This is a genomic window from Streptomyces sp. NPDC001732 (assembly GCF_053596315.1).
Window position 1 is genome coordinate 46391 of the sequence record NZ_JBSFFY010000033.1, and the last position, 18479, is coordinate 64869.

At 68.7% G+C, this 18479-nt stretch carries 21 protein-coding genes and 5 pseudogenes; 8 read left to right on the forward strand and 18 right to left on the reverse strand.

Annotated elements, in window-relative coordinates; genetic code table 11:
* From ligK to ACWCXX_RS26390, 4 genes are all read right to left on the reverse strand, one after another.
* Positions 1-690 (reverse strand): 4-carboxy-4-hydroxy-2-oxoadipate aldolase/oxaloacetate decarboxylase, encoded by a 690-nt coding sequence (gene ligK, locus ACWCXX_RS26375; protein ID WP_451131343.1) that lies wholly within the window; start codon positions 688-690, stop codon positions 1-3.
* A gap of 15 nt (positions 691-705) precedes the next feature.
* The gene (locus ACWCXX_RS26380; protein WP_451131345.1) at positions 706-1731 is read right to left on the reverse strand and encodes an amidohydrolase family protein; all 1026 of its coding nucleotides are present in this window, start codon (positions 1729-1731) and stop codon (positions 706-708) included.
* 27 nt (positions 1732-1758) lie between these two features.
* Entirely contained in the window at positions 1759-2967 is a 1209-nt protein-coding gene (locus tag ACWCXX_RS26385) for a 4-hydroxybenzoate 3-monooxygenase (RefSeq protein WP_451131347.1), read from the reverse strand.
* A 104-nt stretch (positions 2968-3071) separates the two neighbouring features.
* Entirely contained in the window at positions 3072-3839 is a 768-nt protein-coding gene (locus tag ACWCXX_RS26390; RefSeq protein ID WP_451131349.1) for an IclR family transcriptional regulator, read from the reverse strand.
* A gap of 75 nt (positions 3840-3914) precedes the next feature.
* Between ACWCXX_RS26390 and ACWCXX_RS26395 the strand changes: the two genes are divergently transcribed.
* On the forward strand, positions 3915-4628 hold the full coding sequence (locus tag ACWCXX_RS26395) for a substrate-binding domain-containing protein (RefSeq protein ID WP_451131351.1): 714 nt from the start codon (positions 3915-3917) through the stop codon (positions 4626-4628).
* A gap of 277 nt (positions 4629-4905) precedes the next feature.
* Here ACWCXX_RS26395 and ACWCXX_RS26400 read toward each other — a convergent pair.
* A pseudogene (locus ACWCXX_RS26400) lies at positions 4906-5051 on the reverse strand (site-specific integrase); the annotation flags it as partial.
* Between the two features lie 102 nt (positions 5052-5153).
* The gene (locus ACWCXX_RS26405; protein WP_451131353.1) at positions 5154-5756 is read right to left on the reverse strand and encodes a TetR/AcrR family transcriptional regulator; all 603 of its coding nucleotides are present in this window, start codon (positions 5754-5756) and stop codon (positions 5154-5156) included.
* Between the two features lie 83 nt (positions 5757-5839).
* Here ACWCXX_RS26405 and ACWCXX_RS26410 point away from each other — a divergent pair, with 83 nt between their 5' ends.
* Positions 5840-7327: a carboxylesterase/lipase family protein gene (locus ACWCXX_RS26410; protein WP_451131355.1), complete on the forward strand. Its 1488-nt coding sequence runs from the start codon at positions 5840-5842 to the stop codon at positions 7325-7327.
* Between the two features lie 85 nt (positions 7328-7412).
* On the opposite strand, the gene ACWCXX_RS26415 is transcribed toward ACWCXX_RS26410, so the two are convergent.
* Positions 7413-7784, reverse strand: a complete 372-nt coding sequence (locus tag ACWCXX_RS26415; RefSeq protein WP_451131357.1) for a hypothetical protein — start codon at positions 7782-7784, stop codon at positions 7413-7415.
* A gap of 418 nt (positions 7785-8202) precedes the next feature.
* Here ACWCXX_RS26415 and ACWCXX_RS26420 point away from each other — a divergent pair, with 418 nt between their 5' ends.
* The 3 genes and pseudogenes from ACWCXX_RS26420 to ACWCXX_RS26430 form a co-directional block, all read left to right on the forward strand.
* On the forward strand, positions 8203-9054 hold the full coding sequence (locus tag ACWCXX_RS26420; RefSeq protein WP_451131359.1) for an alpha/beta fold hydrolase: 852 nt from the start codon (positions 8203-8205) through the stop codon (positions 9052-9054).
* 246 nt (positions 9055-9300) lie between these two features.
* Positions 9301-9567, forward strand: a pseudogene (locus ACWCXX_RS26425) (transposase); the annotation flags it as partial.
* A pseudogene (locus ACWCXX_RS26430) lies at positions 9566-9703 on the forward strand (IS5/IS1182 family transposase); the annotation flags it as partial. The pseudogenes ACWCXX_RS26425 and ACWCXX_RS26430, both read left to right, overlap by 2 nt.
* Before the next feature lie 9 nt (positions 9704-9712).
* Here ACWCXX_RS26430 and ACWCXX_RS26435 read toward each other — a convergent pair.
* On the reverse strand, positions 9713-10102 hold the full coding sequence (locus tag ACWCXX_RS26435; protein WP_451131361.1) for a hypothetical protein: 390 nt from the start codon (positions 10100-10102) through the stop codon (positions 9713-9715).
* 327 nt (positions 10103-10429) lie between these two features.
* Here ACWCXX_RS26435 and ACWCXX_RS26440 point away from each other — a divergent pair.
* A pseudogene (locus tag ACWCXX_RS26440) lies at positions 10430-10618 on the forward strand (hypothetical protein); the annotation flags it as partial.
* Here the strand turns inward: ACWCXX_RS26440 and ACWCXX_RS26445 are convergent.
* Positions 10617-10871: pseudogene (locus ACWCXX_RS26445) on the reverse strand (transposase family protein); the annotation flags it as partial. The pseudogenes ACWCXX_RS26440 and ACWCXX_RS26445 sit on opposite strands and share 2 nt — an antisense overlap.
* On the opposite strand from ACWCXX_RS26445, the gene ACWCXX_RS26450 reads away from it, so the two are divergent.
* Positions 10848-11339 carry a SpoIIE family protein phosphatase gene (locus ACWCXX_RS26450; protein WP_451131363.1) on the forward strand — a complete coding sequence of 164 codons (492 nt, stop codon included), beginning with the start codon at positions 10848-10850 and terminating at the stop codon, positions 11337-11339. The pseudogene ACWCXX_RS26445 and the gene ACWCXX_RS26450 overlap by 24 nt on opposite strands.
* Positions 11340-11424: 85 nt before the next feature.
* On the opposite strand, the gene ACWCXX_RS26455 is transcribed toward ACWCXX_RS26450, so the two are convergent.
* A complete protein-coding gene (locus ACWCXX_RS26455; RefSeq protein ID WP_451131365.1) occupies positions 11425-11667 on the reverse strand; it encodes a hypothetical protein in 243 nt (80 codons plus the stop codon).
* Positions 11668-11874: 207 nt separating this feature from the next.
* Here ACWCXX_RS26455 and ACWCXX_RS26460 point away from each other — a divergent pair, with 207 nt between their 5' ends.
* The gene (locus ACWCXX_RS26460) at positions 11875-12693 is read left to right on the forward strand and encodes a hypothetical protein (RefSeq protein WP_451131367.1); all 819 of its coding nucleotides are present in this window, start codon (positions 11875-11877) and stop codon (positions 12691-12693) included.
* A gap of 328 nt (positions 12694-13021) precedes the next feature.
* Here ACWCXX_RS26460 and ligD read toward each other — a convergent pair whose 3' ends face one another.
* The 8 genes from ligD to ACWCXX_RS26500 form a co-directional block, all read right to left on the reverse strand.
* Entirely contained in the window at positions 13022-13951 is a 930-nt protein-coding gene (ligD, locus tag ACWCXX_RS26465; RefSeq protein WP_451131369.1) for a non-homologous end-joining DNA ligase, read from the reverse strand.
* A 13-nt stretch (positions 13952-13964) separates the two neighbouring features.
* Positions 13965-14321, reverse strand: a complete 357-nt coding sequence (locus ACWCXX_RS26470) for an ATP dependent DNA ligase (protein ID WP_451131371.1) — start codon at positions 14319-14321, stop codon at positions 13965-13967.
* The gene (locus ACWCXX_RS26475) at positions 14245-14718 is read right to left on the reverse strand and encodes an ATP-dependent DNA ligase (RefSeq protein ID WP_451131373.1); all 474 of its coding nucleotides are present in this window, start codon (positions 14716-14718) and stop codon (positions 14245-14247) included. The genes ACWCXX_RS26470 and ACWCXX_RS26475 overlap by 77 nt, the downstream gene beginning before the upstream one ends.
* 163 nt (positions 14719-14881) lie before the next feature.
* Positions 14882-15322: an Hsp20/alpha crystallin family protein gene (locus ACWCXX_RS26480; protein ID WP_451131375.1), complete on the reverse strand. Its 441-nt coding sequence runs from the start codon at positions 15320-15322 to the stop codon at positions 14882-14884.
* A 433-nt stretch (positions 15323-15755) separates the two neighbouring features.
* Positions 15756-16355, reverse strand: a complete 600-nt coding sequence (locus ACWCXX_RS26485; RefSeq protein WP_451131377.1) for a DNA polymerase ligase N-terminal domain-containing protein — start codon at positions 16353-16355, stop codon at positions 15756-15758.
* A 128-nt stretch (positions 16356-16483) separates the two neighbouring features.
* Complete coding sequence (locus tag ACWCXX_RS26490) at positions 16484-17122, reverse strand: endonuclease (RefSeq protein WP_451131405.1); 639 nt, start codon at positions 17120-17122, stop codon at positions 16484-16486.
* A gap of 567 nt (positions 17123-17689) precedes the next feature.
* Positions 17690-18085, reverse strand: a complete 396-nt coding sequence (locus ACWCXX_RS26495; RefSeq protein ID WP_451131379.1) for a peptide deformylase — start codon at positions 18083-18085, stop codon at positions 17690-17692.
* A gap of 143 nt (positions 18086-18228) precedes the next feature.
* Complete coding sequence (locus tag ACWCXX_RS26500; RefSeq protein WP_451131381.1) at positions 18229-18432, reverse strand: hypothetical protein; 204 nt, start codon at positions 18430-18432, stop codon at positions 18229-18231.
* Positions 18433-18479: the final 47 nt, after the last annotated feature.

Sequence of the window (18479 nt, forward strand, 5' to 3'; positions counted from 1 at the left end):
TCAGTCCTCGTAGCGCAGGCCGAGCTCGGCCAGCGGGCCGCGCATGCCGTACATGTCCAGGCCGAGTTCACCTGCGCGGAACCGTGCCCGCTTGCTCTCCTCGCCCGCCTCGCGCCGGGCCGCCGCCTCGGCGACCTCAAAGGCCCGCTCGCGCGGCACCACCACAACACCGTCGCCATCCGCCACGACGACATCGCCGGGCCGCACAAGAGCGTTGGCGCAGACCACCGGCACGTTGACCGAGCCGAGGGTGGCCTTGACCGTGCCCTTGGCATTGATCGCCCGGGAGAAGACCGGGAAGTCCATCTTCTCCAGGTCCGCCCCGTCGCGTACACCGCCGTCGATGATCAGCCCCTGGCCACCGCGGGCACGGAACGAGGTGGCGAGCAGCTCGCCGAAGAACCCGTCCTCGCTCTCGGTCGTGCAGGCCGCTACCACCACGTCGCCTTCCTGGATCTGCTCGGCGGCGACGTGGAGCATCCAGTTGTCGCCGGGCTGCAGCAGCACGGTCACCGCGGTGCCGCACAGCCGGGCCCGGGGGTAGACGGGGCGCAGATAGGGGCGCATCAGCCCGGTCCGTCCCATGGCCTCGTGGATCGTGGCGACGCCGAATGCCGACAGCGCGGCGACGTCCTCGGGGGCGGCGCGGGTGATCGAGGTGTGGACGACACCGATCTCGGTGTGCTCCATGCTTCTTCTCCTGGGTCAGTGGCCGGCGGTGGTGAGGCGGGCGGCGAGTCGGGGGTGGACGCGCAGGGCGTTGTCGCAGTAGACAGCGGCGCGTTCCTCGGCGGAGAGGTTCGCGGTGGCCTCGACGTACCGCTTCGTGTCGTCGAAGTGGTGGCCGGTGCGCGGGTCGACGTCACGCACCGCGCCGATCATCTCGCTCGCGAAGAGGACCGAGCGGCTGGGGATGACCTCGGTGAGCAGGTCGATGCCGGGCTGGTGGTAGACGCAGGTGTCGAAGAAGACGTTGTCCAGCAGCGTCTCGGGGTCCGGCCTGCCCAGCGCCATCGCCAGTCCGCGGAACCGGCCCCAGTGGTAGGGCACCGCGCCGCCGCCGTGCGGGATCACGAACCGCAGAGCGGGGAAGTCGGAGAACAGGTCTCCCTGCACCAGTTGCATGAACGCCGTGGTGTCGGCGTTGAGGTAGTGGGCGCCAGTGGTGTGGAAGGCCGGGTTGCACGACGTGCTGACGTGGATCATGGCCGGGATGTCGTACTCGGACATCGCCTCGTAGACCGGGTACCAGCTGCGGTCGGTCAGCGGCGGTGCGGTCCATCTGCCGCCCGACGGATCGGGGTTGAGGTTGACGGTCACCGCGCCGAGCTCCTCGACTGCGCGGCGCAGCTCGGGCAGACAGGTCGCGGGGTCGACGCCCGGCGACTGCGGCAGCATCGCGCCCATCGCGAAACGGTCGGGGTAGAGCGTACTGACGCGGTGGACCAGGTCGTTGCAGATCCGGGCCCACACCGAGGAGACCTGGAAGTCGCCGATGTGGTGGGCCATGAAGCTGGCCCGCGGGGAGAAGATCGTCAGGTCGCTGCCGCGCTCGTTCATGAGCCGCAACTGGTTGCCCTCGATCGCCCGGCGCAGGTCGTCGTCGGTGATGGCCAGGTCGTCGGGGTCGGGCGCTTCCTCGGGGGAGCCGACCGCCGCCACCTGCCGGTCCCGCCACTGCGCCAGTTGCGGCGGCGCGGTGGTGAAGTGACCGTGACAGTCGATGATCATTGGAAAGTCTCCTGGTGGTCGTCCTGGTCAGCAGGGACGGGTGGGCCAGCCGGTGTACTGCTCGGCGAGATAGGTGCGACCGGCGCGGGTGCCGACCACGTTGTCGAGCTCGCCGAGTTGGCGTCGCAGGTCGAACGGCGTGCTGCCGGGTGCGGTGTGCAGCAGTTGGGTCATCCAGTAGGAGAAGTTCTGCGCCCGCCAGACCCGCTGCAGGGCACGCGGCTGGTACTCGTCCAGCGCGGCTTCGCCCGCACTGCCGAGTGCTTTCAGCAGGACATCGGCGAGCACCTTCACGTCGTGCAGGGCGAGGTTGAGTCCGCGAGCACCGGTCGGCGGCACGGTGTGCGCGGCATCGCCCGCCAGCGCCATCGAGCCCCAGCGCATCGGCTCCTGGACGAACGAGCGGAACCGCAGGACAGTCCTCTCCAGGACCGGCCCCTCCTTGAGGCGGAAGCCGTCCTGGCCGGCCACGCGGGCCTGGAGCGTCTCCCAGATGCGGTCGTCCGGCCAGGCGGCGACGGACTCCTCCGGGCTGCACTGGAAGTACATCCGCTGCACGGTCTCGGTGCGCTGGCTGATCAGCGCGAACCCGTGCTCGGAGTGGGCGTAGACCAACTCGGGTGCGCTCGTGGGAGCCTCGGCCAGGATGCCGAACCACGCGAAGGGATACTCCTTGCCGTACCGGACCCGCCGGCCCTCGGGCACCAGATCGCGGCACATGCTGCGCGACCCGTCCGCACCGACCACGTACCGCGCCCGGATCTCGTGGCGGGACCCGTCGGGTGCGGTATGGCGCACCCGGGGAGCATCGGTCGTGACGTCGAGGACCTCGGTGTCCTTGACACCGAAGTGGACCGTGCCGCCGTCGCGGTCCCGGGCGTCGGCCAGGTCGATGAACACGTCGGTCTGCGGATAGAGCCACACCGACGCGCCCACCAGCTCCTTGAAGTCGATGCGGTGCGGCCGGCCGCCGAAGCGGAGCTCCACCCCCTCGTGCTCACAGCCGTCGCGCAGAATCCGGTCGGACACGCCCGTCTCGACCAGGTCCCGGGCCACGTCGTCCTCGAGGATGCCGGCCCGCTGGGTCGTTTCGATCTCGCGGCGGGTGCGGGTGTCGACGACGATCGTCTCGATTCCGGCACGCCCGAGCAGGTGCGCCAGCATCAGGCCGGCTGGACCGGCACCGATGACAGCGACGGGAACCGAGGCAACGGTGTCGACGGCGGCGTCGGCCATGGCATCTCCTGAGCAACTGCGGACGTTCGGAACACCCCGAACGTTGGCATCCGGGACCGCACCCGGTCGCCGATGTTTCCGTCAGGCGGAAGCCCGCATGGATGTCAGGTCGTGGGGCGGGTGCGCCGGCCGAGCTCGTCGGAGATGCCGCGCACAGCCCGCAGCAGCGGCTCGCGCAGTCCTCGAGTGCGGTCCGCACCGCGTGCCGTGATCACGACCCCCAGAGCGGCGCTGACGGGCCCGGTCCGCCCGATCCTCACCGGCGCGGCCACCGCGACGGTGCTCTCCGAGAGCTGCCGGTCACTGACGAAAACCTGCTCACGGCGGATACGGTCCAGCTGCGTGCGCAGCGTCTTCGGATCAGTGACGGTGTGCGGAGTCCAGGCCCGCAGCGGCGATTCGAGGACCTCCTCCTGGATCTCCGACGGCGCGTGCGCCAGCAGCACCCGCCCCATCCCGGTGGAGCCGACGGGGAACCGCGTCCCGACCATCGTCAGCAGCTCCACCGACCGGTGCCCGGCGATCCGCTCGACGAATACAAGCTCCGTACCCTCGCGTACCGCGAGCTGGATGTTCTCGTGGGTCGCTTCGTAGAGGTCCTGCATGAACGGCAGGGCCACATCACGCAGAATCTGAGTGCGGGGGCACCCCGAGGCAATCTCCCAGAGCCGCAGCCCGACATGCCAGGACCCGTCCTCCCCGCGTTCCAGCGCTCCCCATCCCGCCAGCTCCGCGACCACCCGGTGCGTCGTACTCAGGGCCAGGCCCGTGCGCTGCGCGATCTCCGACAGGGTCTGCGAAGGGTTCTCCCGGTCGAAGACCGAGAGGACCTCAAGGACCTTTCCAGCTGCCGTGCTCCGGGTTGTGCTCACGCGGTCAGTCTCGCAGACCGGCGTTGAGCTCCCCGAACGAGCGCCGTACCATCTGCCGGACATCAAGGAGGCGATGTGGACCGAGAGATCTCCGGACTGTCCTCGATGGCGACGCGGCTGGTACTGGCCGAGCTGTCCGAACACATCCGGCTCGCGCACGGGCTTCCCGTGCGTTTCGAGGCCGGCGGCGGGGTCGAGATCGCCCGTCGGGTGCGCGAGGGCGTCGAGGCCGACCTGCTCGTGCTCGCCGACGGAGCGCTGGCCGCGCTGGAGAAGGACGGGCACCTCCTGGCGGGCACGGTGCGACCGCTGTGGATCTCCCAGGTCGTCGCCGCCGTACCGGAGGGATCACCGGTCCCCGTACTCGGCTCGGAATCCGATCTGAGGGCCGTTCTGAGGTCCGCAAGGAGGATTGCCCACTCGACCGGTCCCAGTGGGACGGCCCTGATCGATCTGATCAGCCGACTGGGTCTTGCCGACGAGCTTTCCGACCGGCGAGTCCAGGCGCCGCCGGGGGTTCCGGTGGGCAGCCTGCTGGCGTCCGGCCGGGCCGACTTGGCCTTCCAGCAGCACAGCGAGCTGATGGACCTGCCGGGCGTCGCCGTCGTCGGCCCGCTGCCGGGCGACACCGCCATCAGTTCGACATTCGGCGGAGGTGTATTGGCCTCCGCGTCCCAGCCGAGCCGTGCTCTCGAAGTCCTCGACCTCCTGGGCTCCGACACGGCGTCCAGGACAGCCCACGCCAGGGGCATGCAGGCGGCCGGACACCGGGGCGTGTTTCGAAAGTAGCGTCGTCCACCCGGAGGGCGGGCCTTCGGGGCCTGGCGGGAACTGGCCGACGTGGAGCGGGCTGTCGCCTGCTGGGGAGGTGGACCCGAAGCGCGCCGCCGGGGCGGACGAGCAGGCAGTAACGGGGCCAATCGTTCCCGCCGGCCACCAGGCACAGGATCGGCAGGCACCCGGCAGATCCTGCCGACGCAACCTCAACCGCCAAGCCAATGCGCCGATCTCATTCCGAAATGATCAGTTGGGCCATGTTCTGCATGGTCTGGGCAGAGACAAAACGGCGGTACTCGTACAGGTCCCATCCGGCCCCGGCCCGCGCATGGCAGTGTGCTCATTCAGCAACGCTCGGGCCTGCTCGTACGACAGCCGGGCAGATCCGGTGTCCGCGCACACGTCGCGCGGGCTGACGGCCGTGCCGGGACCTGGCCCCACGGCTGACAGTGCTCAGCAAGTGGGAGCGGCGTTCTCGGGTTCCGTCGGTCTCCGGGCTGTCCGTACCGGAACGTGACCGCCGGCGGTTGGGTGCGGTCAGAACTTGTTGGTGAACAGTTGGTCGAGGTGCCGGTCGACGGCGGTCAGGGCTTCTTGGGGCCCGATCACGCTCAGTTCGATGAGCGGGGTCAAGCCGGTGAGTGTCAGGAGCAGGTTGGTCTCTGTCGCCGGGTCGCGGTCGGGGCCGATGTGGCCATCGGTGATTGCCTGGCGGACGATCTGCTCGATGAGGTCGCGGCCGTGAGTCAACCCGTCGCGTGCGCGTGTATGGATGTTCGCGTTGTGCAGTGCCTCCAGGACGTAGGCGGCGCTCATCCGGCTCGTCGCGCGTGCGTCGGGATGCAGAGGGAGCATCTCCGTAAGCATCACTCGGAGCATGTCACGGGGGTGTGGTGGGTTGCCGAGTTCTCTGACGCCTTCGGCGACGCGTAGTGATGTCTGTTCGGACGCGAAGTCCATGGCGAAGACCAACATCTCCTCTCGGGTGGCGAAGTAGTGCTGCACCGCGCCGTGGGAGATCCCCGCTTCCTGGGCTACTTCGCGGACGCTCGCGTGCGCGAAGCCGCGTCGTTCCACTACGCGCCACAGTGCTCGGGCGATCGTCTCGCGGCGTTCGCGGTGATCCACCTGCTTGGGCATCGCCGGCCTCCTTTTTCCATACGGTTGACATATTACACCTGACCGGTAAAAGTTGGGAGACCGCTCATGGGGAAGGATGTGGCATGTCCGAACAGCCAAGAGCACGGATCGCGGAGGGCCTCGTCGAAGGGCGCTGGCGGGAAGAGCATGCGGTGTTCCGTGGCATCCCCTATGCCCAGCCGCCGGTCGGGCCGCTGCGCTTCCAGGCGCCTGCCCCGGTCAAGGGGTGGGACGGGACAAGGCGGGCGACCGAGTTCGGCCCCGTGGTTCCGCAGGCGGGACCGACGGCCGAGAGCTCAGTCGGGAACGACTGGCTCACGCTCAACGTCAGCACACCGGCCCTCGGGACGACCGGGCTGCCCGTGCTGGTGTGGATCCACGGTGGTGCCTACATCGCGGGGGCATCCAGCGATCCGATGTACGACCCTGCGGCCCTGACCAGCGCGGGCCTGGTCGTGGTGAGCATCAACTACCGAGTGGCGGCCGAGGGTTTCGCTCTTGTCGAGGGTGCCCCGGCCAACCGCGGGTTTCTCGACCAGATCGCGGCCCTGGAATGGGTACAGCGCAACATCGCTGCTTTCGGCGGAGACCCTGACCAGGTCACGGTTGCGGGACAGTCCGCGGGGGCGGGGTCGATCGCGGCCCTGCTGACGATGAAACGGGCGCACGGGTTGTTCCGCAGGGCCATCCTGCACTCGGTGCCGGGATCGCTGTGCACCCGTGCGCTGGCGGAAGAAGTCGCCGCCGCGCTCGCGGGCCGGGTCGGTGCGGCACCCGACGCCGAATCCCTGTCCGGCATCGACCCCTTGCGCCTGGCCGGCGAGCTTACCGACCTTGGTGTCGGCCTTCCCGGCCACCGCAAGAGTTGGGGTCGGCTCTCGCAGATCGGTGTCGCCGTGTGCCCGGTCCTCGACGGCGTGGTGCTCACCGAAACGCCCTGGAGAGCGCTGGCCGGCGGCCGTACAGGCGGAATCGAGCTCCTCGTCGGCCACACCCGCGATGAATTCCGGCTGTTCAGCGTCATGATGGGGCGTCTGGGCACCTTCACTGAGGACGAGGCCCATACCGCCCTGGATCTGTTCGCCCCGGGACCGGACGGCGCCGACGCCTACCGCACCGCCCACCCACGGGCCACCCCTGAAGAACTGATTGAACTGGTGTACTCCGACGCCCTCTTCCGGATGCCCTCACTGCAACTGGCCCAGGCGAACCAAGCGGCTGGAGGCACGTCGTTTCTCTTCGAGCTGCAACTGGCGGCTCCGGCGTCCGGCGGAGTCCTGGGCGCCTGCCACAGCCTCGACGTTCCCCTGGCGTTTGGCACGTTGGACAGCCCCGCCGGCCGGCAACTCTTCGGCGACCGGCCAACTCCGGAGGTCTCGGCAGTATCCCGGGAACTGCAACGGGGATGGGTCCGCTTCGCCACGGCCGGCGACCCCGGGTGGCCCGCCCACCGGCCCGAGCGACAGCTGACTCGCATCCTGGACATCGAGTCGAAGACCTTGCCTTACCCAGAAGAGGCCTCTCGCCGGATCTGGGAGCGACATGACCCGGCCCCCTTTGACCTCACGTAGACGAGGAACCAGTCTGCTCGACGCGTTGTCAGACGTTGGCCGAGATACCGGTGTCGATGCGACTGGCGGCAGCGGCCGGTCGGGTTCAGCGCCGGCCACCGGGGCGAGGCTCCACGTACTCGCCGAACGGTGGGTCGAACGCCTGCCCGTCGCCGTCGGTCACGACGTAGTCCGGTTCGGTTTTCGAGGCGGCTGCGGGCAGCCGGATGACGAGGTCGGTGACAGGCGTGATCCGCAGTGACAGGGCTGCGGCCACCCGGGCAGCTTCGTGGTCGATGTCCGGGCTGTGCTTGTCACGGGACCGTTCGAGGTGTTGAGCGGAGATCTGCATGACCTCCACATCGCCACCGTCCGAGAATGTGAGGCAGTCCCGCCACTCCAGCCCGATGATGATCTCCAGCGCCTCCGCGAGGTCATCGGCGAGCAGTCCGCCTTCCCCTTCGGAACTCGCGAACACCACCGGTCGGCGACCGTTCTGCTCAGCGCACAGGAAGTACGCCCCACCGGCGGATTACCCGGCGATCACCTCCAGTGGCGCACCCGAGGCAAGCCTGAAGCCCTCGCCGTTGTGCTTCCGGTGGATGTCGAAGCCCAACGACGACCGCAGCAGCAGATCGATCTTCGGGGTGGTCTGGATCAGGTCGAGCAGATGATCACTTGAGGTCGTGGCACGGACGACAGCGATTGCCGCTGACGTGTCGGCGCCACGGCGAACAGCGCGCTCGTGTCAGGCCGTGGCGCGACCCCGCGGACGGCGCACTCCACATCCGCTACGGAGGTCGGGTCACGCCTGTGCCCAAGCCATCACAACTCATTCTGAAACCGCCAGTTACTCTCACAAGGGTTGGTGTGCCTCAGCTTCGGGAGGGTGTCCTGTGACCGTGCACGTGACTGTGTGGGATGACCGCGATCGGGTCGGAGGAGGCCGGGCCCCGACAGCTTCGGCGGTCCCAGTGAGCCCGGCCGCTGCTGCCCCCGCCCTCTTCATCCACAACATCTTCACCTGGGGCAGCGACTCCACGTACGGGTTTGCCGGGCAGCGGCCCCTCGCGGACAGCCGGCGGCTCCTCCTGATGGATCGCCGGGGTTACGGCGACAGCCCGGACACCGCGCGCAGCGACTTCGACGTCGACGCCGAGGACGTCGTGGGGGTTCTCGACGGCGGGGCCTCCGCCGCGGGGCTCGGCGGCGCCCACCTCGTGGGGCACGGGAACGGCGCCGTCGCCGCGCTCATCGCCGCCGCGCGCCGACCCGATCTCGTCCGCTCCCTTGCCCTCATCCAGCCCTCCGCCTTCACCGCCGCCGCGCACCATCCAGTCGTCGCCGACCTCCTCGACCGGGTGCGCGACGGCGCCCCGGGCATCCCGGAGGGCGTCACGCCGGAGCAGTATCTGCGTGCGTCCACCGAGGGGTTGGGGATGGCCATGCCCGAGCCCACGTCGCGCCGACTCCGTGCCGTTGCCACCTCCATGAGAGAGCGGCCCATCTGGGAGGCGGAAATCCCGCTGGAGGTGATCCGGGGCGCCGCCCTGCCGATTCTGGTGATCTGCGGAACCTGGGAGCGCGCGCCGGCCGCGTACCGCGAGCACGTGGGGCTCCCCCTCATGGCCGTGGCCGAGTCCCTCACGGACTCCCTCGGGGGCCGCCTCCTGCGGGTTCCCGGGTACTACCCGCACACCCAGGAGCCCGCCGTCGTCAACGCCGTCCTGCGGGAGTTCTGGGGCTGACCCGGTTCCGCATCGGCTGCCGGTCCCGCGCGGCCGGCCCTTGCCCGGCGGTCCGTCTCATCAGGTGCAAACCGCACGTGGGGCATGGGCTATTTGATGCCCGGTCAGGTTGCCTCGGTGAGAGGCTGGGATGAGGATGCCGCACAGGTTTCCGCCGGTGCGGCTGCTCCACGGGGTGCAGCTGCCCGCCCAGTCGCAGAGCTCCCCCTGAGAAGCCATCTCAATTGGTTCGGTGGGCTGCTGGTCATGGTGGGGATTGTTGAGCGGCTGGTGTCGGACGAGTTGTGGGAGCTGTTCCAGCGGGTGGTGCCGGAGGCGCCGTCGCGGCCTCAGGGTGGTGACCGACGGCGTCATGGTGATCGGGAGGTTTTGGCGGCGATCGTGTTCGTGGTCATTTCGGGCTGCACGGGGCGGCAGTTGCCCGCGGCGTCGTTCGGCCCGTCGGGAGCGACGGCCCACCGCAGGTTCACCGAGTGGACGAAGGCCCGGGTCCGGGCCGGGCTCCACCGCCTGGACCATCGAACGCACCCTGGCCCGGCTCGCCGGCTGCCGCCGACTCCACCGCCGCTACGAGCGCAAGGCCGACCACTTCCTCGCCCTCACCAGCATCGCCACTGCCCTCATCTGCTACCGCCGACTCACCAGATGAGATGGCTTTTTAGTTTGCTGCGGGCGGCGTGGGAGTGCAGATCCGGCACAGCCGGTAGCGGATGCCTCCACGCGGCCCGATGCGCTCGGCGGCCCAGACCGCTGCCTCGCCGGGCTCCATCACGCGCATGTGCGTTGCCCAGCCGGTATCGGTGGTGCCCTCATGGGCAAGTGTGGTCAGGGCCCCGCGCATCCGCGTCGAGTCGTCGCTGCCAACCTGACCAACCGACCGTTCGACCATTCGGCAGGTGGTGCGGTGCAGGGTGTGCTTCCCGGCGGCATACGGGTACCGGTCGGGCTCGTCGAACCGGTGCCTCTGCTCGATCGACGAGGCACGGATGGTGTTGAACTGTTCTTCGGCCCCGGCACAGACCTGGCACCCGGCAGCACATACCGACACCTTTGCGGTGTCCTTGCTCTGTTCCCGCCAGGACGCAGTGGTCTGTGCGGGGAGCCCGGCCCTCTCCTCGCGCAGCTTGACGTGTGTCTGCGAACCACGGGAGAGACGAAGAGCCGCCGCAGCCCGCCGGGTGGCCTCGCCGTGAGCGCGCTGTCGCCGGGATACACGTCCTTGCTTCGCCATCGACGAACCTCTTCACTGTCGGAGTGTGCTGTCAACGCGGTGCAGCAGGTGAACGACTGCCTCCCTGCGCCACTGCCAAGCATGGCAGTTGACCAAGGAAAAACCGCTCCGCCGCACGGCACACGATGCGGTTGCGCATCACGTATTTCCTGTCGGCATCGTCGGCTCCTGCGGATCATCCGCAGGAGCACCGGATCGATGGTGACCTGGCGGCGGGCCCGGACAGGCCTGCTGTCCGCGCAGAGCATGCCGGTGATGAGGATCGCGAAGTCGAAGCCGCGCGAGCACGGCCTGCCGTTGTCCATCTGGAGTTTGACCGGGCCGGCGGACTTCCCGAGTGGTACGGGGCATCGGCGGCGATCCGGTCGATCGGCAGCAGGGTGCCGTCCAGGATCACGAACGCATTGGTCCGCGCGATGTGCATCACCTCGGCCAGGGCGGGCGCGAGGCCGGCCAACACCTCGACCGCCTCGCGTATGTAGCGGTATACGGTCGCGATGCCGATGCCGATGCCGATGCCGAACCCCGCGGCGAGCCGGGCGTACGCGTTACCGCATCGCAGATGGGCCAGGGCGAGGAGAGCCTGAAGCCCGCGGCCACCCTCCTCCTCTACACCGACGGCCTGATCGAACGCCCCGGAGAAAACGTCGAGGACCGGCTGCACCACCTCCGCGAAGAGGCAGCCGCACTCGCGCGTGAATCGCTCAGCACCTTCTGCGACGCAATCCTCGACGGCCTCGGCGCCGGAAGCACCGACGACATCGCTCTCCTCGCCATAGGCATGCCCCCTGCCCCCGGAACTGCCCGGAGGGCCAGGAGTGTCACACCGAGGGAAATCCACAGCCCGATGTACATCCAGGGCGTGTTCCGAAAGTGGCGTCGTCCGCCCGGAGGGCGGGTCCGGGGGCGTCCGGTGTGTGCGATCGCAGGCGGAGGAGAGCGCAGCGGGCTGCGCCGACGGCCGACAACGCGGCGAGCAACGGGGGCTCTCCTGCCGCTGGTCCCGCGGGATCTGTTGGGACGAAAGCGAGCGCCCTCGCCTCCGACTGCGTAAGGTTCTTGCCCCTGGCCGACAGCCGTTCGACGGTTGTCCGGTCGGGGAAGTCTTCGGCCGCGGTCCGGCGACCGGGCCGAGGGGTTCAGGCGTGATCCACGAGCTGGGACTGGGACAAGCCCTTCGCACGCGCGCAGTGTGCGCAGCAGAAGAACTGTCCGTCGGCTTGCATGCCGTGGCCGAGGATGCGGCACTGGCAGTTGACGCAGGTCGGGGCGATCTTCTGGGCGGCGCACTCGATGCTGTCGAAGACGTGGACCGCCCCTCCCGCGGCTCGCACCTCGAACGCCAGCTCGTAGTCGTTGTGGCACACCTCGCACACGGCCATGGTGATCAGTCCTTGCTGTTGGAATCGATGAGTTGGGGCACCTGCACGTTCGCTCGTTCGTGAAGGCGCGGCGCCCCGGACGTTAGCGAAGGACCGTACCGATTCTCCGACAGCGCGCGGACTGCGACTGACCGTTCTGCCGGAATCACTCATACAGAGTCCTCGCCGACGACGGCCATGAGACGGCCGACCGGGTCAGGAAGCGCGGTGCCCACACTCGCTGTCGGGCCTCTGCAACTGGGCGAAGGATGCGCAGCGATCGTCGCGGACCGTGACGTCGACTGCATGCTGCGCTGGCCCACGACCAGAATCGATGATCGGTACGTGTTCCAGTTCGGCGCTCTCGGTGACGCCACGCCCGAGGAATATCACCGGGGCAGTGCACGTGTCGTCGACCTGCTCGCCCGCTACAACGCCCCGGTCCGCACATGGGATCCGCCCGCAACCGAGGGGGAGAGTCCCGAGGCGGAGTGGGGCCTGCAGCCCGCGCTCCTCGACGACGTCGCCGCCTTCACCAGGCAGCACGGAATCGACCCGGACCTCCTGCGCATCGACACACCGCAGAGGCTCAGCCCCGACCGGTCCTGGTACGCCGACCGCGGCCTGCCCACGAGCCGTCTCCTCGTCGGGCCATTCCTTCTGCTCGATCCCTGGCAGGCACTGCGCACCGGCTCGGTCCCCTATTGGACCGTGCTCGGAACCGAGACGTTCCGCGCCGGCCTGAATGCCTACCTGGACGCCACCGATCCGTACGACGAGATCCGGATCATGCTGTTCAACCACGGCACCGACTCCATCGGCCTGGCCAGTGGTGAGGCGTGGCGCCGTACGGCAGCGCGAGCACGCAAGACCGGCGTTCTGTGCGGCGTCGACGCTGCTGTGTACCCACGCGACTTCGCCGGCATGGTTCGCGCGCATCGAGAGCTGAGCAGGATCCGCGCCCGCTACCTCATGCCCCTCGACGCCGCGAGGGCCGCCGCTCTTCTCACCGTCCACGACCGGATCACGTGGTGCTCAACGAGGTGAGACCTGCCCCGGGGCCCACCCACGTCGACCCGCTGAGGCAAGCTTCGGTGGTGGCCTGCCGCCCGGGGAGGTCAGAAGGACCTGGGGTTTTGAAGACGCACGCCGCTCCCGCGAATCGGGCTGAGGACCGGTAGCCGGCGCTGCAGCTGATCGGTTGACCGGCTGCATGTCGACGAATCGCCACTGGTCTCCGTCTGCGGACATGTCCCGATGACGTCGGCTCCGTTCGTACACCGACAAACTGCGATGCCGGATCGGCGCACACACGTACGGCGCCACTCGATGGGTCGGCCTCGGGCATGCCTTCTGCGACGGAGAACTCACGTCCTCATGAGGTGTCTTCCCTGACAAGACCGTCGAGCCGGCGCCGGGCCGGACCCAGGGAGCGTCTGCAGCGGCTCAGCCCCTTCCAGGGGTCGCCGTGGTCGGCCAGCCGGGCCGGGAGGGTGCGCAGGGTCCAGTGCTGCGGGCCGATCCGTTGGTCGTCGAGTTCGTCCCAGTCGAGGGGGGTGGCTATGGGGGCGTGGGGGCGGGCCCGGACGGCGTAGGGAGCTACCGAGGTCTGAGCGTAGGCGTTGCGCTGGATGTCCAGGTAGAGCCGACCGCGGCGCTTGTTCTTGCGCGCCGCGGTCGTCAGTCTGTCCGGGTGCCTGGCGGCGAGAAGGTCGGCCACCTGGCGGGCGAAGGCGCGGGTGGTGTCGAAGTCGGTGTGCCCGTCCAAGAGCAGGACGAGATGCAGGCCACGCGAGCCCGTCGTCATCACGGCGGGCCGCAGCCCGAGGTCTTCGGTGAGGAGATGACCGAGCTTCTTGGCGGTCCAGCGCACGATCTCGAATCCGTCACCCGGCGGGTCCAGGTCGAAGACCAGGCGGTCCGGGTAGTCGAGGCTGTCAATGCGGCTGAGCCATGGATGCGGGGTGATGCAGGCCTGGTCGGCGAGGTAGGCCAGCGTGGCTGCGTCGTCGCACACGACCATGGAGAGAGTGCCGTCCTCCTTGGCAACCTCCTGGCGATGGATCCAGTCCGGGAAGTAGTCGGGAACATCCTTGTGGAAGAACGACTTCCCGCCGTACCCGTCGGGGTGGCGTTCCATGGCCAGCGGTCGGCCGCGCAGATGGGGCAGCATGGGACGGGAGACGGTGCGGTAGAAGTCGACCAGTTCGGCCTTGGTGATGCCGTCGTCGGGGAAGAGTTCCTTGTCCGGATTCGATATTGCGACGGTACGGTCCCCGACGCGAATGCTGTCCTTCGCACTCACCGCTTCTCCTTCCTCACCGCTTCCCCTTCGGCCACTCGCGTACCACCTGCTCGGCAGGCTTGTCGATGCGCAGGCCGACGAACCGGGGATGGCGCAGCTTGCCGTCATCGGTCCACTCGGTGAAGACAATCTCGGCGACGAGCTCGGGCCGCACCCAGGGCACGCCGCGTTCGCGGACCGTGCCACCGGTGAACGGCTGCTGCTCGCGCTCCAACGCGTCCAGGCGCTCACGCAGCCCGGCCAGGGTCCTGCGGCCGTATCCGGTGCCGACCTTGCCCGCGTAGCGAAGCTGGTCACCCTCGTAGTAGCCGACGAGCAGCGCGCCGAAGCCGGTACGGCTGCCCGCCGGCTCGGTGAAACCGCCGATCACCAGTTCCTGCCCTTGGCTGCACTTGAACTTCAGCCAAATCGTGGATGTCCATGCGCTGTTGCAGCCGGGCGAAACTGGTGCGGGTGCCGATGAAGGCGACCATCTCGCCGTCGACGACGAAGTCGTTGCAGCCTTGACCGGCGAGGGCCCCCGCAACCTCGGGGCAGGTGTCCGTAAGGTCCTCTCCGCTGCGGGACGCCAGCCGTGCCCTGTCGCTGTCGCGGAATCCCAGACACCGCTCTCCGTCCAGCTTGCGCTCGAAGAGCCATCCGGGATCGGAGAAGTAGTCCTTGGTCAGTGTCGCGAGCATGGGCCCTACGGTGCGCGGCCGAGCGGCGGCCCGCAGCGCTGTGCGCTCTTGTTCGGACAGATCCTCCTGCCAACCAGCTGCGATCATCGGCCTCGGACCCTTCCTGCTCGTGCAGCGCTCCGCAGCCCGGCGGCCGGAAGCACGGCAAGGCCGGTGCGGACCGTGTCGGGCGGGTCGGCCCACCGCCGTCGGCAGGCTCCTTGTCCTGGACGGCCGGCCCTGGCGGGCGGGGTGACGTGGCCGTATGGGGTCAGCCTTCGATCTCGATATGTCGAGGCCTGGTCCCCTGCGCCTTCGGGATGACGACGGTCAGGACACCCTCGCTGAGGCTCGCATGGACATCCTCGGCCTTCACATTGGTGGGCAAGGTCGCCCGGTACTCGAACCGTCCGGTGGGACGTCCACGATGGCGTGTCACGCCTTCACGCTCGCGTTCCTTCATCTCTCCCGAGATGCACAGCTCGCTCTCGGACATCTCGACGTCGATGTCCTCGCGGCGGATGCCCGGCACCTCGCATTCGACCACGTATGACTCGTCGGTCTCGTGCAGGTCCGCCAGTGGAGCCCAGGCCATTGCCCCGGCCAGGGGCGACCTGGCCGCGCTGGAACCCAGGTACTCGTTCATCCGCTCGAACAGTTCCTCCATGTCGAACGCCAACGGCTCCCGCCAGGGGAATGCACGCTCCGTCATGCTGCCGTGTCGGTGTCGTATGGGTAGCGTCATCGCGCCTCGCCCCTCCGCGCCTGGTCGCAGAACCATCTGCTCCTTCCATGCTGACCCTCCTCAGCCCTGCAAGCGACTTGAGGGTGCTTCTCACGTGCCGGTCCGCCCCAGCCGGCCGGCCAGTCACCGTACGTGAAGGCCGGGCACACCTGTGGTGAGACGTGCGCGCCGGGCTCATCGGCCGGTGCCGCAAATCGAGTTGGCCGGGGGAAGGACCGGGCAGTCTGGATGCAGCGAACTGCGTCGGCCTGCGCTCCCCTCGGCGCTCCCGGGCGAAGGCTCGCGCAGTTCGTGGACATGATCTACGGCTCACCGAGGGCGGAACGCGAGAACAGGTTCCACGACTGCCCCATGGGCGCCGTCGATCACCGACTGCAAGCGGTTGCCCGGTCATCATGTGTCAGGCGTCCTCAGCGATATCCTCCACAGTACGGCCGGACTGCACCAACGCCGGCTGGGAACTCACAGGGTTGCGACGGGCATCGGCCTCCGCATCGGAAACCTTCACCAGAATCCACCGCTCCTGCCCGCCTCGCCGCCCCGTACGCGTCAGCGCGTAGCCGCCGCGGAGCTTCTTCCCCTCCAGCCACACCTTGATATGCCCCTCGTCCACCTCCTTGGACACGGGAACCTTCTTGCCGTCGCGCTCGGTCAGGTTCCGGTATGTGCCCGTGTCCCAGACGATGACCGGTCCGGCCCCGTACTCGCCCTCCGGGATGACGCCCTCGAAGTCCACGTAGCCCACCGGGTGGTCCTCGGTGCGCATGGCCAGGCGCTTCTCGCGCGGGTCGGTCGAGGGCCCCTTCGGTACGGCCCAGGACTTCAGCACGCCACCCGCCTCGAGCCGGAAGTCGTAGTGCAGGGAGGACGCAGCGTGCTTCTGCACGACGAAGCGCCGCCTGCCCGCTCTGCGCGAGCTGCCGCCCATCGGCTCGGGCGTCCGGTCGGCATGCCGTTTGGAACGGTACTTCTCCAGGGCGTCCTCGGCCTTGCCGGACATCGTCTGCAACTCCTCTCGCACAGGAGTGGGCCGACAAGTGCCCCCGCTTGTCCGCGGGGAAGACGATGGCGGCCACCAGTTCGGCTCCCACGTTTGTGCAACGTGCCGTCCCCGTACCCGACATGCGTTCAGTCCGAAGCCGCGGAGCGCACCTTCTCGGCTATCCGCTTGTCGAGGGCCGTTCGGACAAGTCCTGCGGCCAGTCGTGGCAGATCGGCGGCTTCTACGAGTGAGGCCAGTGTCTTGGGAGACGTGGACAGCCCGAGCCGTTCTGCCCCATCCAGAACCTTGCGGTCCAGGTAGGGAGAGAACTCCGGCCACAGCGCCTGGACCTCCCGCAGGAAGATGCTCACCCCGGTGGGGCCGATGCCGGGGATCTCTCGCAGCAGCTTCTCGGGGTCCGTACCCTCGCGCAGGCGGCGCAGGTCGCCCTTGTAGCGCTCCAGCAGTAGCTCTGCTCCGTCGCCGAGTTGGGTGGAGGTCCGTTCGTCGTAGCGGCGGTATCCGCCCTCGCCGAGCGCGTCGACACGCTGCTGCCAGGTGGCCTCCGCCATCCGTCGGGCATCACGCATCCCGGCGGCGAACAACGCGCGGGCCGCCGCCACCGCGGTGTCCGCCCGGATACGGGCGGACAGCAGCAACGAGAGGACCAGGAGCTGGTACAGCGGCGCAGGAGTGTTCCGCAGCTTGATGCCTGCCTGCGCGGCGTAGGTCTGGCCGTGTCGATCGAGCAATGCCCGAACCACGGCCTCGTTCTTCTTGCCCATGACGCACTCACGTACCTTCCCGGGGGAGTACGCGGCCCGCAGGGTGCCCCCGGCCACCGGGTGGGCCATGACCATGACCAAGGGACGGACCGAGTGTCTGGCCAGGGTGACCCTGCCGTCCTGGCACTCCCGCTGCTCCACCCGACAGTTTCAGCTTCGCCCCGTGGCGTACAGCGTGCAAACCATGCTGCCCGCTGCTGACGACGCGACCCCCGGCCTCTTCGGTCCGGTGGGTAACCGCCGGCACCGATCCACTGGGCCGGGCGGCCGGCAGCCCGAACAAGGAACGCCGCGAGGGTGCCGAGTACGCCTGCCCGCCCACCGCCCCGGACGATCACACGCGCCTCGCTTGCACCGAGGATCTGCCCGACGAGACCGCCTCCACCTGGGCCGGAGTCGTTCCGCGAGGAAGCGCGGGGCAGAGCCGGACACGTCGATGCCCGATGGGTGGACGAGCACACGAAGTCTCTGGTGAAGACGGTTCTTCTGGGTCGAAACCCCTCTACCGGGACCTTCACCGCGTTGCCGAGCCAACTGGCAAGTAATCTCGGCAAGTTGGAAGAAGGCTTAGGCGCCGACCGGCATGGGTGACCGCGCCCCCAATCGTTCGCCCCCGACCTGTTCCGCAGCCGCTCCTGGCACTCCTTGAGCAACGTCCAGACCTCGACCGGGTCCTCCGGCTCCCACTCCCGCCGGACCTCGCGCGACATACGGCACCCTGTCCGGGTGATCGACTTCGTGTGCGACCAGTCGGGCGAGCCCATCGCTGAAGCTCGCCGTCTGCCCCCGCCCGTCGAAGTCCTGATGCCGCACACCCGGCATGCGCGGGCGGGGGACCTCGCCGCGGATGTCGAGGAACGACAGGCACCCCTCGAACTGCTCATCGGTGCCTGATGATTCCTCGACCACCACAGGGTTCAGGAGAGTGATGGCATCGCCCTCGGCCGGACGGACGATGGCCACCCGTCGACCGACCCCGATTCATGGAGCGGCTACGCCCGTCCCCTGGTCTTCTTCGGCGTCGCCCCGCATGCCGACCGCGATGTCCGTACCCGGCAGGCCGCCCGCAAGAAGAGCTGCGCCGGAGGGATATGGCGCAGCACCTCTCAGCAACTGATGGAATCCAGGTAGTAGTTGATGATGGTCGTGCCGGGCGGGGCCCAGACGTCTATAGGGCTGTAGTCGCCCTTCGGGCCGGCCCAGTTGGATATACGGGTCTGACCGTCCGACATCCAGAAGCGGACGAACGGGCACCTTCCGTCCGCGGCGTCGTCCTGGACCCATCCCACCGCGTGCACGCCGTCGCACACACTGACATCGGCACTGCCCTCCCCGTTGAAAAGGAGCTCCCGCGGAC